The organism is Paraburkholderia sp. J76 (assembly GCF_905220295.1).
Taxonomy (GTDB): Bacteria; Pseudomonadota; Gammaproteobacteria; order Burkholderiales; family Burkholderiaceae; genus Paraburkholderia.
This window is the reverse complement of record NZ_CAJMZJ010000011.1, coordinates 114,070-129,652: the sequence shown is the minus strand read 5'-3', so window position 1 is coordinate 129,652 and position 15,583 is coordinate 114,070. Positions and strand designations below refer to the sequence as shown.

At 66.0% G+C, this 15,583-nt stretch carries 10 protein-coding genes; 5 read left to right on the top strand and 5 right to left on the bottom strand.

The features are described 5' to 3' along the window. Together U5768_RS21305 and U5768_RS21300 are read left to right on the top strand one after the other, a co-directional pair. Complete coding sequence (locus tag U5768_RS21305; protein WP_322032374.1) at positions 1-3,261, top strand: efflux RND transporter permease subunit; 3,261 nt, start codon at positions 1-3, stop codon at positions 3,259-3,261. A gap of 1 nt (position 3,262) precedes the next feature. Continuing rightward, positions 3,263-4,810: an efflux transporter outer membrane subunit gene (locus tag U5768_RS21300; RefSeq protein WP_322032373.1), complete on the top strand. Its 1,548-nt coding sequence runs from the start codon at positions 3,263-3,265 to the stop codon at positions 4,808-4,810. An 82-nt stretch (positions 4,811-4,892) separates the two neighbouring features. Here the strand turns inward: U5768_RS21300 and U5768_RS21295 are convergent, their stop codons facing one another. Next, on the bottom strand, positions 4,893-6,335 hold the full coding sequence (locus U5768_RS21295) for a hypothetical protein (protein ID WP_322032372.1): 1,443 nt from the start codon (positions 6,333-6,335) through the stop codon (positions 4,893-4,895). A 299-nt stretch (positions 6,336-6,634) separates the two neighbouring features. Beyond that, entirely contained in the window at positions 6,635-8,089 is a 1,455-nt protein-coding gene (locus U5768_RS21290; RefSeq protein WP_322032371.1) for a nucleobase:cation symporter-2 family protein, read from the bottom strand. Between the two features lie 552 nt (positions 8,090-8,641). On the opposite strand from U5768_RS21290, the gene U5768_RS21285 reads away from it, so the two are divergent. Further along, positions 8,642-10,120, top strand: coding sequence for a xylulokinase (locus U5768_RS21285; RefSeq protein WP_322032370.1), 1,479 nt, complete (start codon positions 8,642-8,644; stop codon positions 10,118-10,120). A gap of 42 nt (positions 10,121-10,162) precedes the next feature. Here the strand turns inward: U5768_RS21285 and U5768_RS21280 are convergent, their stop codons facing one another. From U5768_RS21280 to U5768_RS21270, 3 genes are read right to left on the bottom strand one after another with little or no spacing between them, the layout of a single operon-like run. Further along, positions 10,163-10,945 carry a metal ABC transporter permease gene (locus U5768_RS21280; RefSeq protein ID WP_322032369.1) on the bottom strand — a complete coding sequence of 261 codons (783 nt, stop codon included), beginning with the start codon at positions 10,943-10,945 and terminating at the stop codon, positions 10,163-10,165. Further along, on the bottom strand, positions 10,938-11,897 hold the full coding sequence (locus U5768_RS21275) for an ABC transporter ATP-binding protein (RefSeq protein WP_322032368.1): 960 nt from the start codon (positions 11,895-11,897) through the stop codon (positions 10,938-10,940). The genes U5768_RS21280 and U5768_RS21275 overlap by 8 nt, the downstream gene beginning before the upstream one ends. A gap of 24 nt (positions 11,898-11,921) precedes the next feature. Beyond that, positions 11,922-12,896 (bottom strand): metal ABC transporter solute-binding protein, encoded by a 975-nt coding sequence (locus U5768_RS21270; protein ID WP_322032367.1) that lies wholly within the window; start codon positions 12,894-12,896, stop codon positions 11,922-11,924. A gap of 330 nt (positions 12,897-13,226) precedes the next feature. Between U5768_RS21270 and U5768_RS21265 the strand changes: the two genes are divergently transcribed. Continuing rightward, positions 13,227-14,030 carry an L-iditol 2-dehydrogenase gene (locus U5768_RS21265; RefSeq protein ID WP_322032366.1) on the top strand — a complete coding sequence of 268 codons (804 nt, stop codon included), beginning with the start codon at positions 13,227-13,229 and terminating at the stop codon, positions 14,028-14,030. Positions 14,031-14,126: 96 nt separating this feature from the next. Beyond that, on the top strand, positions 14,127-15,461 hold the full coding sequence (locus U5768_RS21260; RefSeq protein WP_322032365.1) for a sugar ABC transporter substrate-binding protein: 1,335 nt from the start codon (positions 14,127-14,129) through the stop codon (positions 15,459-15,461). Positions 15,462-15,583 lie beyond the last annotated feature (122 nt).

Below are 15,583 nucleotides of genomic sequence, written 5' to 3'. Positions count from 1 at the left end.
ATGGCAAAGTTCTTTATCGATCGCCCAATCTTTGCATGGGTGATCGCCATCATTCTGATGCTGGCGGGCGTGGCGTCGGTGTTCACGCTGCCGGTCGCGCAGTATCCGACCATCGCGCCGCCGTCCATCCAGATCAGCGCAAACTATCCGGGCGCCTCGGCCAAGACGGTGGAAAACACGGTCACGCAGGTGATCGAGCAGCAGATGAGCGGTCTCGACCATCTGCTGTACATCTCGTCGACCTCCGATGACTCGGGCACGGCCACCATCACGCTGACCTTCGCCGCGGGCACCGACCCGGACATCGCGCAGGTGCAGGTGCAGAACAAGCTGCAGCTCGCCACGCCGATTCTGCCGCAGGTGGTGCAGCAGCTCGGCATCAAGGTCACGAAGTCGAGCAGCAGCTTCCTGCTGGTGCTCGCGTTCGTGTCCGAAGACGGCAGCATGACCAAGTACGACCTCGCGAACTACGTGGCGTCGAACATCCAGGATCCGATCAGCCGTATCGACGGCGTGGGTACGGTCACGCTGTTCGGGTCGCAGTACGCGATGCGCGTGTGGCTCGATCCGAACAAGCTCACGAACTTCAGTTTGACGCCAAGCGACGTCACAGCCGCGATCACCGCGCAGAACGTGCAGATCGCGGGCGGCCAGCTAGGCGGCACGCCGGCGGTGGCGGGGCAATCGTTCCAGGCGACCATCACGGAGTCGACGCTGCTCCAGACGCCCGAGCAGTTCGGCGACATCCTGCTGAAGGTGAACCAGGACGGCTCGCAGGTGCGCCTGAAGGACGTGGCGCGCATCACGCTGGGCGGCGAAAACTACAACTTCGACACGAAGTACAACGGCGCGCCGACGGCCGGCCTCGGCATTCAGCTCGCCACGGGCGCCAACGCGCTGCAAACCGCGAAGCTCGTGCGCCAGAAGATCGACGATCTCTCTAAGTACTTCCCGCACGGTCTCGTCGTGAAGTACCCGTACGACACCACGCCGTTCGTGCGCCTATCGATCGAGGAAGTGATCAAGACGCTGCTGGAAGGCATCGTGCTGGTGTTCCTCGTGATGTACCTGTTCCTGCAGAACCTGCGCGCGACGTTGATTCCGACGATCGCGGTGCCGGTGGTGCTGTTGGGCACGTTCGCGATCATGGCGATGGTGGGCTTCTCCATCAACACGCTGTCCATGTTCGGTCTCGTGCTCGCTATCGGCCTGCTGGTGGACGACGCGATCGTGGTCGTGGAGAACGTCGAGCGGGTGATGGTGGAAGAGGGGCTGGGACCGAAGGAAGCCACGCGCAAGGCCATGGGCCAGATCACCGGCGCACTGGTGGGCGTGGCGCTCGTGCTCTCCGCGGTGTTCGTGCCGGTGGCGTTCTCGGGCGGCTCGGTCGGCGCCATCTACCGGCAGTTCTCGCTCACGATCGTGGCGGCGATGGTGCTGTCCGTGCTCGTCGCGCTGATTCTCACGCCGGCGCTGTGCGCGACCATCCTCAAGCCGATTCCGAAGGGCCATCACGAAGAGAAGAAGGGCTTCTTCGGCTGGTTCAACCGCACGTTCGAAAAGAGCCGCGATAAGTATCACAGCGGCGTCTACCACGTCATCAAGCGCTCGGGCCGCTGGCTCATCATTTATCTCGCGGTGATCGTCGCGGTTGGCCTGCTGTTCGTACGCCTGCCGAAGTCGTTCCTGCCCGATGAAGACCAGGGCACGATGTTCGTGATCGTGCAAACGCCGTCCGGCTCCACGCAGGAAACCACGGCCCGCACGCTCGCGAACATCCAGAACTGGCTGCTCAAGGACGAAGGCAGCATCGTCGAGTCGACCTTTACCGTGAACGGCTTCAGCTTCGCGGGCCGCGGCCAGAACTCGGGTCTCGTGTTCGTGCGCCTGAAGGACTATAAGGAGCGTCAGCACGCGGACCAGAAGGTCCAGGCGCTGGTGCGCCGCATGTACGGCCACTTCGCGGGTTACAAGGACGCGACGATCTTCCCGGTGAATCCGCCTTCGATTCCGGAACTCGGCACGGCGTCGGGCTTCGACTTCGAGCTGCAGGATCGCGGCGGCGTCGGCCACGAGAAGCTCATGGAAGCGCGCAACATGCTGCTCGGCATGGCCGCGAAGGACCCGTCGCTCGCGCTCGTGCGCCCGAACGGCCTGAACGACACGCCGCAGTTCAAGGTCGATATCGATCGCGAGAAGGCCAATGCGCTCGGCGTGACGTCGGCGGCGGTCGATCAGACCTTCTCGATCGCGTGGGCATCGGCGTATGTGAACAACTTCCTCGACACCGACGGCCGTATCAAGAAGGTGTACGCCATGGCCGACGCGCCGTTCCGCATGAATCCGGAAGATCTCGGTCTCTGGTACGTGCGCAACGGTTCGGGCGGGATGGTGCCGTTCACGTCGTTCGCAAGCGGCCACTGGACCTACGGTTCGCCGAAGCTCGAGCGCTACAACGGCATCTCGGCGATGGAAATCCAGGGGCAGGCGAGCCAGGGCAAATCGACCGGCCAGGCCATGACGGCCATGGAGCAGATCGCGGCGAAGCTGCCCGCGGGCATCGGCTACGAATGGACGGGCCTGTCGTATCAGGAACGCCAGTCGGGCTCGCAGGCGCCGATTCTGTACGGCATCTCCATCCTCGTCGTGTTCCTGTGTCTTGCGGCGCTGTACGAAAGCTGGTCGATCCCGTTCGCGGTCATCATGGTGGTGCCGCTCGGCGTGCTCGGCGCGCTGCTCGCGGTGACCTTGCGCGGCCTCGAAAACGACGTGTTCTTCCAGGTGGGTCTGCTGACCACCGTGGGTCTGTCGGCGAAGAACGCGATTCTGATCGTGGAGTTCGCCCGCGACCTGCAGGCCGAAGGGAAGATAGGACCGATCGAGGCGGCGCTCGAAGCATCGAGACTGCGTCTGCGGCCGATTCTGATGACGTCGTTGGCGTTCATTCTCGGCGTGCTGCCGCTCGCGATCAGTAACGGCGCGGGTTCGGCTTCGCAGCACGCCATCGGCACGGGCGTGATCGGCGGCATGATCACGGCTACGTTCCTCGCGATCTTCATGATCCCGATGTTCTTCGTCGTGATTCGCGCGAAGTTCGCCGGCGAGAAGGAAGACGCGGACGTCGCGCTCCAGCATTACGAAGAGCACCACGCGCACGACCATGACGAAGACAACGGCGCGAATGGCGGTGGCGCCGGCGGCCAGGGCGGCGCGGGCGGCAATGGCGGCAACGGCGACGGTCCGGGCAAGGAAGGACATTGAGATGCATAAACTATCCGTAATTGCGGTGGCCGCCGCGGTGGCCACCACCGTGCTCGCGGGTTGCACGATGGAACCGTGGTACCACCGCCCTGAGGCGCCGGTGTCGCAGACGTTCCCGCAGGGCGGCGTCTACGCGACGCAACCCGTCGCGAACGGCCAGAACGGCCAGAATGGCCAGGCCGCCCCCAGCGCCAACGGCGCCGCGGCGACCGACATCGGCTGGCGCGAGTTCTTCGTCGATCCGCGCCTGCAGCAACTCGTGGACATCGCGCTGAAGAACAACCGCGATCTGCGCGTCTCGGTGCTCAATGTCGAGGCGGCGCGCGCGCAGTATCAGATCGCGCGCGCCGATCTGTTCCCGGCGATCAACGGCGTGGCCACGGATTCGCGCACGCGCGTGCCCCGCGACCTCCAGACCACGCCGAACAATCCGTACAGCGTCTATAACGTGGGCGTGCAGGCGTCGTGGGAAATCGACTTCTGGGGGCGCATCCGCAGCCTGAAGGACCAGGCGCTGGCGCAGTATCTCTCGACCGCGTATGCGCGCAAGGCGGCGGAGATCACGCTGGTGTCGGAAGTCGCGGACCAGTACCTGACCATGCTCTCCGACGACGACCTGCTGAAGGTCACGCAGGAAACGCTCAAGACGGCGCAGGACTCGTACAACATCGCGAAGGCGCAGTTCGATACGGGTACGGGCACCGAACTCGATTTGCGCCAGGCGCAAACCGTGGTCGAGAACGCGCAGGCCAATTTGCAGGCTCAACTGCGTGCGCGGGCCCAGGCCGAGAACGCGCTCGTGCTGCTGATTGGCGAGCCGCTGCCGGCGGACCTGCCGCAAGGCTTGCCGCTCGACGGCCAGGCGTTGCTCAACGACATTCCGGCAGGGCTGCCTTCGGACCTGCTCACGCGGCGTCCGGACATCATGCAGGCCGAGGAGTCGCTGCTCGCGGCGAACGCCAACATCGGCGCGGCGCGTGCCGCGTTCTTCCCGAAGATCTCGCTCACGGCGGCGTTCGGCACCGAAAGCCTTTCGCTTGGCGGTCTCTTCAAGGCGGGCACGGCGGCGTGGAGTTTCGTGCCGCAGATCACGCTGCCGATTTTCGAGGGCGGCTCGAACATCGCGAACCTGCAACTCGCGAACGTCGAGAAGCGCATCGAGATCGCCAGCTACGAGAAGTCGATCCAGTCCGCGTTCCGCGAAGTGGCCGACGGTTTGGCTGCGCGCGGCACTTACGACGAGCAGATCGCGGCGCTCGAGCGCAGCACCTTCGCGAACCAGCGCTCGCTCACACTTTCGGAGCTGCGCTACAAAAACGGCGTGGACAGCTATCTGCCGGTGCTCGCCGCGCAAACCAGCCTCTACACCGCGCAGCAGTCGCTCGTCTCGGCGCGCCTCGCGCGGCTGACCAACCTCGTCGATCTGTATCGCGCGTTGGGCGGCGGCTGGATCGAGCACGCGGGCGAGACGCCGCGCGAACCCGATGCGCCCGCCGACTACGGTGCGGCTAGCGCGCCGGCGGCGGCTTCGGCCGCAACGGCTGGCTAAGCGGCGTTACGGCTTAGGCTGCAGGAAACAGGAACGCCACGGGAGACCGTGGCGTTTTTTCTTTGGCGGCTACCTCGCTCGCTCATACATCGGCTGCTTGCCTCGCTTCGTCGTTGTTCTGCGGAAATATGTTTTTCGCGAGATAGCTGGGAGACTCGATGTGGTGCTGAAGCTTCAACAACGCTTGCGACGCTTGCCGCAATAGCGTCGTGATCTGCGTTTTGTCCACGCCATCGAAGCGCAGCGATCGCCGGTGGATCACTTCGACCAGTTCGGTTACCGCGTTGCCGACGAACTCAGCACATTCGCGCTCGCGTGGCGTCAGGTCGTCCGGCGTCATCGCGCGGACGACGGCGCGCGAGCCGGCGTCAATGGCGATATCGTGAACGGACGGATAGCCCGGGTCCGTCAACGCTTCGATCGCATGGAACCGGTCGTCCGGCGCATCCGGCCCGAGGACCGCGAGAAATCCCGTTCGCTCGCGCGCCTCGATTTCCTCAGGGGCCAATGTCGCGGTTCCGACCGAAAAGAGCGTCACGAGCGGCACGGTCACACCCGTGCGGGCGCAAAACTGCCCGACGCTTCGCCCCGAGCTGACGATATCGACTGCGGCGCTGTGCGGCGTGAGCCGCGAACGGAACCAGCCATCGGCTCGCCCGCTCCCGAGCATACGGCGGTTGAAATCGATGACCTCGCTGTCGAAGCCCGGCATGAGCGCGCGGAACACGGCGGACAGGTGAACCCCTTCGCGCGCCGCGAAGAGATAGTGGCGAATGTCCCGCTCTTCGGCATGGATACGCAGGAACAGCGCGTAGAGCAGGAGCATGCCAAGGAATTCGCCGACCACCACATATTCGAACTGGCCGCCCTGTGCGGGCATGCAGCGCAGGCGCACCTCGCGCAGCGCCAGCGCCATTTCCCGCATGTTGGCCTGCAGCAGCGCATTTTCCCAGGGCGTGACGCCGGTATCGGTGACGTGCCGCGTCCGGATGCGGAACCGCTGCGGGATGACGCCGTCGGCGACCGGGTTGTCGCCGTGGTGACAGCGAATCATGTAGTGCTGCTGAATAACCGGCCAGACGGTGCCGGTATGCTTGCCCCAGTTGCCGACCACCGGCGGATAGCCGTTCTGCGCGAGGCCGCACACGCGCCGGAGGATATCGACGATGATGTCTTCGGGCAGGTACATGTCCGACACGATCAGGTCGCCGCGCGCAACCTGCGAGATTTGCGCGCGCACGGGAATCAGTTGCTCCAGTTCGGTCGCGACTTCGAGCGCGAACAATGCCGGCGCCGTCGAGCGTGCGTCCGCGCCCGTGGTCCGGCAGAACTGCCGGTAGACCTCGCGCAGATCGTACGGTTTGCCGATGGCGTCCAGATCGCGCTGCGCCTGCATGCGCGCCGCCTTGAAACCTGGCATGCCGGTTTTCGGCGCCATGAGATCGAAGACGCTTTCGGCCGAGATATGGAAGCGGCCTACGAGCGTATCGAAAAGGTCCCACGAATCGACAGTTTTCTTGAACAAGCTCGCCTCGAAAGAAGAATGGAGGGCGTCCACACTGGTTTCGTGGGCCCGGTCGCATCTTAGGCAGGCGTCGATCGGGTTTCTATCGGAGAACTTCGAAGTTGTTGCGGCAGAGCAAGTCGATTGCGATCCCGCCCAGCGCGGGGCCGTTGCCGCGGCGCCGTCGCAAAAAAAAGGCGCCACGGTTTCCCATGGCGCCGAACCAGCAAAAGACCCTGCCCGCAAGTGTATGTAGGTGAACACCTGCGAGCGGAGCACCTCTCGCGTCAACTCGATACTTTCGACTTCATTCGATCGGCTCAGTGCGCGGCCGAGCGCGGCATTTCGTGGCCCGCATCCGGAGCTTGATTCGCGTCGGGGCGGCCTTCGAGATCGTGCCCGGCGCGGCGAATGGCGCGCTCGGCGGCTTTCTCGCTCTTCGCGCCGTTGAAGATCAGGTTCAGCACCACGGCCGAAACCGAAGCGAGCAGGATGCCGCTATGGAGCAGCGGCGACAGCGCGGGCGGCAACTTGGCGAAAAAGTGCGGCGACACCACCGGCACGAGGCCGAAACCCACGCTCACGGCCACGATGAAGAGGTTGTGCTGGTTCTTCACGAAGTCCACCCGCGAGAGCACCTTGATGCCGTTCGCCGCCACCATGCCGAACATCACGATGCCCGCGCCGCCCAGCACGAAGGCGGGCACCGAGGCGACCATCTGCGCCATCTTCGGAAAGAGGCCGAGCAGCACGAGAATCACGCCGCCCATCGCGCAAACGTAGCGGCTCTTCACGCCCGTCACGCCGATGAGGCCCACGTTCTGCGAGAACGACGTATGCGGGAACGAGTTGAAAATGCCGCCGATCATCGTGCCGAGACCGTCCACCCGCAGGCCGCGCACGAGCGTCGCCTGATCGACGGGGCGCTCGACCATGTCGCCCACGGCGAGGAACATGCCCGTCGATTCGATGAAGGTCACGAACATCACGATCACCATCGTCGCGATCGGCAGGATGTGGAAGCGCGGCATGCCGAAGTGGAACGGCATGACGATGCCGACCCACGGTGCGCTGGCCATGCCCGCGAGATTCACGCGGCCAAGCGCCAGCGCAATGGCGAAGCCCGCGACAATGCCGAGCAGCACCGAGATATTGGAGACAAATCCGCGCCCGAACTTGTTGATGAGCAGGATCAGCATCAGCACGAGCAGCGAGAGACCGAGGTAGGTCGGGTTCCCGTAGTCGGGGTTGCCCACGCCGCCGGCCGCCCAGTTGATGCCCACTTCCATGAGCGAGAGGCCGATCACCGCGATCACGGTGCCCACGACCACGGGCGGGAAGAAGCGCAACAGTTTGCCGATCATCGGCGCGATCACGATGCCGATTGCGCCCGCCGCGATGGTCGAGCCGAAGATGTCGAGCAGGCCGAGCGACGGATTGGTGCCGATGGCGATCATCGGGCCCACCGAGGCGAACGTGCAGCCCATGATGACGGGCAGGCGGATGCCGAAAATCCACAGGCCGAGCGTCTGGATCAGCGTGGCGATGCCGCACGCGAACAGATCCGCGCTGATGAGGAAGGCGACCTGGTCCTTCGGCAGCCCGATCGCGCCGCCGACGATGAGCGGCACGGCGACCGCGCCAGCGTACATCACGAGCACGTGCTGGATGCCGAGCGTCAGCAACTGGCTGAACGGCAGGCGCTCGTCGCAGGGATGAACCTGCTTCTGGCCAGACCGCTGGGCGGCCTGGTCCTCAATGCCCTTGGCTTGCATGTCGTCTGTCTCCGTCTCTTTGTTTAAGGATATGGCCTCCAAGGTATGCGGTAAGAAAATATGCAACAAGACCGCTGGAGACTATTCCGTGCTTTCCGGCGGCGATATGCGCACGCGGGGACAAGCGGGTGAGATAAGGGTGGGATCGGCGGGCGCGGCGGCTCTAGCGGAGCCTCGGCAAGCGCCGCTTCGGCTCGGGCGCGTTGCGGCTCAAGGCGGCAAGCCCAGTGTTTGCGGCGGTTGAACGCTTTGGCGCGGCGTACGGAGCAGGGCTGGTTGGGTGGCGCTGCGGCCACGTGTGCGACGCGCGGATATAGGGGGCGGCGACCGGCGACGCCGAAAGGGCGTGTCACATATGGCCGCCTCGTTATGATCTCTATTTCGAATGCGGAATGTGAGTCATTTGGCATCGCGGATTTAGCGACCGGGTTAACCCGCGAACGCGTATTTTTCGCGTCGAAATCGCCGCTGATGCTCGCATATTTGAGACACGCCTCTGTCCCCGCATCGCACCGGTATGATGGCTTCTCTTTTTCACACACACCGCTTCTCATGAGCCCATCGCAGACGCGTTTCCTCGGCATCGACCTCGGCACCGGTTCCCTCAAGCTAGGCATCGTCGATGGCGACGGCGTCGAGCGCGCCGCCGCGAGCGTGGCCTACGCGCTCGACACCCCGCAGCCCGGCGCGGCCGAAATCGCTGTGGATCGCTGGTGGGACGCGCTGGTCGAGGCCTGCGCGCGCCTGCCCGCGAGCGAGCGCGCCGCTGTGCGCGCCATCGGCTTTTCCGGGCAGATGCATGGCGTCGTGCTCACTGACGAAGCGGGGCGCGCGCTGCGCCCCGCGATGCTCTGGCCCGACACGCGCGCGCATGCGCTGCTCGATGCGTGGCCCGACGACCTCGCGCATCCGCAGCCCAATCCCGTTGCACCTGGCATGGCGGGGCCGCTGCTGTGCTGGGTTCTGCGGCATGAGCCCAAAGTCGCACAGGCCGCGCGCTGGGCGCTGCAGCCGAAAGACTGGCTGCGCGCGGCGTTGGGCGGCGAACTCGTCGCCGATCCTTCCGATGCCTGCGCGACGGCGCTCGCCGCGCCCGATGGCGCGTGGGATTTCGCGCTGATCGAGCGGCTGGGATTGCCCCGGCGCTGGTTTGCGCCGCTGGCCGCTTCGCATGCAGCGAGCGGTACGCTAAGCGCGGCCGCCGCAAGCGCGCTCGGGCTGCCCGAAGGCGTCGTGCTCGCGACGGGCGCGGGCGATACGCCTTGCGCCGCGCTCGGCAGCGGTCTCGCCGACGAAGGCGACGCGCTCCTCACCACGGGCACCGGCGGCCAGATCGTCGTGACCGCGCGCAGCGAGCCGCCCGCGCGGCGCGGACTCCATCGCTACCGTTCGGCCACGGGCGGCTGGTACACCATGGCCGCCATGCAGAACGTGGGCGTGGCGCTCGAAGCGGCGCGCGGCTGGCTGGCCTACGAATGGGCGCAGGCCTACGCGGACGCGTTCGCCGCGCCGCCATCGGCAACGCTCGCCTTCCTGCCTTACCTGAGCGGCGAACGCTCGCCGTGGCTCGACCCCACGGCGCGCGGCGGCTGGCTCGGCGCCAGCCTTGGCGATTCGCGCGGCACGCTCATGCGCGCGGCGTTCGAGGGCGTCGCGTTCTCACTGCGCGCGGGTCTCGATGCCGTACGCAGTACTTACGAATGTTCCATCGAAAGCACGCGAGAGGCGCGCCCTGTGCCGGCGCTCAAGCTGGCGGGCGGCGGCTCGGTGGATGCGCGCTGGCGGCAGTTGCTCGCGGACACGCTCGACGCAGACCTGCGCGCGATCGATTGCCCGAATGCGGCGGCGCGCGGTGCGGCGATGCTGGGCGGCCTCGCCTGCGGGCATTGGCGCATGAGCGATCTCGCGGCGCTTGCGCCCGCTGCCACACACGTCGCGTCGCCGCGCGAGGACGCCGCGCTTGCCCAGCGCTATGCGCGCTTTATCGACCTGTATGGCCGCGTTCGCACGTGGTTTGCGCCGGCGTCGTGAGGAGCCGCGTCGGCTTGCCCGATGGGCATTGCGCGCAGCGTTCTAGCGACGCCCGATCAGACTCGCGCCGTAGACGAGCGCGGCGAGCGCGGTGATCCAGAAGCTGGTGGGCCAGTCGGTGTAGAACGCGAGCGTCACGCCGAGCCACGCCTGCACGAGCGCGAGCAGCGCGGCCAGCACGAGGCCGGTGGAAAGGCGCGTGGTGAGATTCTGCGCGGCGGCGGCGGGACCGACCATCAGCGTGAAGACGAGCAGCACGCCGACGATCTGCGTGCAGGCGGCCACCGCAAGCGCGGCGATGGCGAGGAACAGCATCGAGACCGCGCGCAGCGACACGCCCTTCGCTTCGGCGAGTTCGGGCTGCAGCGACGCGAACAGCAGCGGCCGCATGATGACGGCCAGCGCCGCGAGGCTCGCCGCCGCCAGCGCGGCGAGCACGCCGAGCGTCTCGCGGTTCACGCCCAGCACGTTGCCGAACAGCAGCGCCGTGACCTGCGTGGCGTACGACGTGAAGAAGTGCAGAAACAGCAGGCCGAAACCGAGCGCGAGCGAAAGAATCACGCCGATCGCCACGTCGCGGCCCGCGAGCTTTTCGCCGAGCGCGCCCATCGAGACACCCGCGGCGAGTGTGAAGCCCACCATGCCCCACATCGGCGAAACGCCCAGCAGCACGGCGCCCGTCGCGCCCGTGAAGCCTACGTGAGAAAGCGCGTGGCCCGCGAAGGTCTGGCCGCGCATCACGAGGAAATAGCCGACGATGCCTGCGAGCACCGCGACGATGCCCGACGCCGCGAAGGCGTTTACCATGAAATCGTATTCAAGCATCGTGCGTATGGCCGTGTGCGTTGTTGTTGTCGCCGTGGGTGTGACCATGTGCGTGGCCGTGGCCGCCGTGGTCATGGCCATGATCGTGCTCATGCTCGTGATCGTGCTTTTCCACTTCCACGTCGCCCGACATCACGAAGATGCGGCCGTTCATGCGCATCACTTCGATAGGCGAGCCGTAGAGGCGCGAGAGCACGGGCGCGGTGATGACTTCGTCCACGCTGCCGAGCGCGGCCACGCCGTTGCCGAGATACAGCACGCGGTCGAGCGCGTTGAGGAGCGGATTGAGTTCGTGCGCGGAGAACAGCACCGCGATGCCAAGCTCGCGCTGCACGCGGCGCACGAGTTCGACCACGCCGCGCTGATGGTTCGGATCGAGGCTGATGAGCGGCTCGTCGAGCAGCAGCAGCTTCGGGTCGCCGAGCAGGCATTGCGCGAGCAGGAGGCGCTGGCGCTCGCCGCCCGAGAGCTCCGAAAGCGGACGATCCGCGAGCGCCGTCGCGCCGACGAGATCGAGCACGCGCGCGACGTCGGACCGGGTGGCGGCGTCGGCGCGCGGCAGGCCCCAGCGGTGGCCGTCGGCGGCCATCGCCACGAAGTCGCGGCCGCGCACGCGGCGGCTCGCGAGCGCCGTACGCGTTTGCGGCATGTAGCCGATCTTCGCGTTGCCGCGCGCGACCGGCTCGCCCAGCACGCGGATCGCGCCGTGCGAAGCCGGCACGAGGCCGAGGACGGCACGCATGAGCGTGGTCTTGCCCGCGCCGTTCGGCCCGAGCACGCCGATGAATTCGCCCTGGTTCACCGCGAAGTTCGCGTCGCGCAGGATCGTGCGATCGCCGAGCGTGAGCGTCACGCCCGCGAGCGTGAGCACGGGCGCGGGCGCGCGGTGGGCGCCGTTGCGCTGTGCGTGGTGTGAAGCGATATCGGTGGGCGTAGGGCCGGCCCCGGTCATGACATCTGTCCTTGCTGAATACGGTTAGTGTTGCGCGGGTGCGCCCGCTGCCAGCGCCTTGTCGAGCGAATCGAGCTGCGCGAGCATCCATTGCTGGAAGTTCACGCCGGCCGGCTGCGTTTCGGTCACGCTCACGGCCGGTACTTTCGACTGCTTCGCCAGCGCCAGCATGCGCCGCGTGAGCGCCTCGGTCGCCTGGCTGTTGTAGATCAGCACACGTACGCGGCGCTCGCGCAGGTCGCGCTCGAACGCGGCGATGTCCGAAGCGCTGGCTTCCGTGTCGTTCATCGTCGCGAGCTGGAAGCGCAGGTTGCGCATGTCGAGGCCGATCGCATCTGACATATAGCCGAACACCGGTTCCGTCGCCGTGACCGGTTGCCCCTGGTAGCGCGCGCGCATCGTCGCGACTTTGGCGTCGACCGGTTGCAGCGATGCGAGGAACGTTGCCAGGTTGGCATCGTACACGCTCTTGTGCGCGGGGTCCGCCGCGCCGAGCGCGGCGCTCACGGCGCGCGCCACAGCGGGCATCGTCTTCGGGTCGTACCAGAGGTGCGGATTGTCGCCCGCTTTTTTGCCGACGAGGTCCGCCGCGACGATCGTCGTGCGCGTGCTTGCGCTTTTGCCGCCGCCCGTTGCGCCGAGCAGCGTGGTCATCCACGGGTCGTAGTCGGCGCCGTTGTAGACCACCACGCGCGCGTTCTGGAGCGCGCGCGCGGTCTTCGGGCTCGCCTCGAAAAGGTGCGGGTCCTGGTCGGGATTGCTCAGGATGCTCGTCACATCCACGTAATTGCCGCCGATCTGCTTGACGACGTCGCCATAGAAGTTTTCCGCCGCCACTACGGGAATCGTGGCGCTGGCCGCGTGCGCCACGCTCGCGCCGCCGAACGCCGTGCCCAGCGCGAGCGCGAGGCCGGCCGCAAAGCGCGCCAGCGCGAAGCCTGGGCGCGTGCCTGTCGTAGCAAGCCGGAGCGTGCAGTTGGCGCGGCTGAACGTGATCATGGTTCTATCCTTGTCTGTAGAGGAGCCGGAAAGCGGGCGCGGAAGCGTCGGTGTCGCGAAGGCGAGATGATATAACGTATCACTTCGATTGGCGAGGCGGGTTTGCCATCCGGTCAGGGCCGGGTCTGCGGGCCCCGGCGCGCCGGGGCTTGCGCGTCGCACCATCGAAATCTCGTCCTATGGCGTTTGTTCGCCTTGACAGTCTCCTACTCGTATCCGATCATTCGATCAACGACAGAGCAAATGCTCACATGTCGGGCGATCGCTCCGATGCTTCCGCGGAATGCCTGCGGGGCGCGCCCCACACGACCAGAAAACTGGAGACAACCTGTGTCACACACCGCGAGCCCAGCGGCAGGACGTTTGCAGGACAAGGTAGCCGTGCTCACGGGCGCGGCGAGCGGTATTGGCGAGGCGGTCGCGCAGCGCTACCTGGACGAGGGCGCGCGCTGCGTGCTCGTCGACGTAAAGGCCGCCGGGTCCGTCGCTCCCGCGCTGGCCGCCGCGTATCCCGAGCGCGTGCTCGCAATCTCCGCGGACGTTACCCGCCGCGAGGACATCGAGCGCATCGTGCTGGGCACGGTCGAACGCTTTGGCCGAATCGACATCCTCTTCAACAACGCGGCGCTCTTCGACATGCGCCCGCTCCTCGACGAATCCTGGGACGTGTACGACCGCCTCTTCGCGGTGAACGTGAAGGGCATGTTCTTCCTCATGCAGGCCGTGGCGCGCCGTATGGTCGAGCAGGGGCAGGGCGGCAAGATCATCAATATGTCGTCGCAGGCGGGCCGCCGCGGCGAAGCACTCGTTTCGCACTACTGTGCAACCAAGGCCGCCGTGCTGAGCTATACGCAGTCGGCGGCGCTGGCGCTCGCGCCGCATCGCATCAACGTGAACGGCATCGCGCCGGGCGTGGTCGACACGCCCATGTGGGAGCAGGTCGACGCGCTTTTCGCGCGCTACGAGCATCGTGCGCCCGGCGAGAAAAAGCGCCTCGTGGGCGAGGCCGTGCCGCTCGGTCGCATGGGTCTGCCGGAAGACCTCACGGGCGCCGCGCTCTTTCTCGCTTCCGCCGACGCCGATTACATCACCGCGCAGACGCTCAATGTCGATGGCGGAAACTGGATGAGCTGAATTTTCCCGCAACCCTCGCCGCAACCCTTGCACGACGCATCACGACAGCAGCACGGCTGCAGCAAGACATAACGCAACGAACAAGGAGACAACGTCATGAAGCCAGCAATGAAGACCGCCGCGAAATGCATAAGCCGCGCGGTGAGTGCGGGCGCACTCGTCGCCGCGGCGAGCGCCGCTCACGCGCAGACCGTCACGATCGCCATGTTGAACAACCCGGACATGATCGAGCTGAAGAAGCTCTCGCCGGCCTTCGAAAAGGCCAATCCGGGCATCAAGCTGAACTGGGTGATTCTCGAAGAGAACGTGCTGCGCCAGCGCGCGACCACCGACATCACGACCAATAGCGGCCAGTTCGACGTGATGATGATCGGCACCTACGAGGCGCCGCAATGGGGCAAGCGCGGCTGGATCGTGCCGATGACGAACCTGCCCGCGAGCTACGACATCAATGACGTGGTGAAGACCGCGCGCGACGGCCTCTCGTACAACGGCACGCTTTACGCGCTGCCGTTCTATGTCGAAAGCTCGATGACGTATTACCGCAAGGACCTGTTCGACAAGAAGGGCCTCAAGATGCCCGAGCAGCCTACCTATGACCAGATCCGCGACTTCGCCGACAAGCTCACCGACAAGTCAGCCGGCACGTATGGCATCTGCCTGCGCGGCAAGGCCGGCTGGGGCGAGAACATGGCGTACGTGACGACGGTCGCGAACACCTTCGGCGGCCGCTGGTTCGACGAGAAGTGGCAGGCGCAGCTCACGTCGCCCGAGTGGAAGAAGGCGGTGAACTTCTATGTCGACATGCTGAAAAAGGACGGCCCTCCGGGAGCGAGTTCGAACGGCTTCAACGAGAACCTTACGCTGATGTCCTCGGGCAAGTGCGCGATGTGGATCGACGCCACGGTCGCGGCCGGCATTCTCTACAACAAGCAGCAGTCGCAGGTGGCCGACAAGATCGGCTTCGCGGCCGCGCCGACCGAAGTCACGCCCAACGGCGCGCACTGGCTGTGGTCGTGGGCGCTCGCGGTGCCGAAGTCGTCGAAGTCGCAGGACGCCGCGAAGAAGTTCATCGAATGGGCCACGTCGAAGGAATACGTGCAGATGGTCGCGCAGGACGAAGGCTGGGCTTCGGTGCCCTCGGGCACCCGTATTTCGACGTATCAGAATCCCGAGTACAAGAAGGCCGCGCCGTTCTCGGACTTCGTGCTCAAGGCGATCCAGACCGCCGATCCGAATCATCCGACCGCGAAGCCGGTGCCGTACACGGGTATCCAGTTCGTCGGGATTCCTGAATTCCAGTCGTTCGGTACGGTCGTGGGTCAGAGCATTGCGGGCGCCGTGGCGGGGCAGATGAGCGTCGATCAGGCGCTCACCGCGGGTAACGCCGCCGCGAACCGCGCCGTGGCGCAAGCTGGATATCAGAAGTAACTGCGAGAAGTAAAGGCTGCGAAGTTCAGGCAGCCAGCGCAGCAACGCGAGCGCGCGCCGGGCCACCCGGCGCGGCGCGCGCCCTCGCGAAGCCGATGCCGCGCCGACGCCTTGAGCCGGCG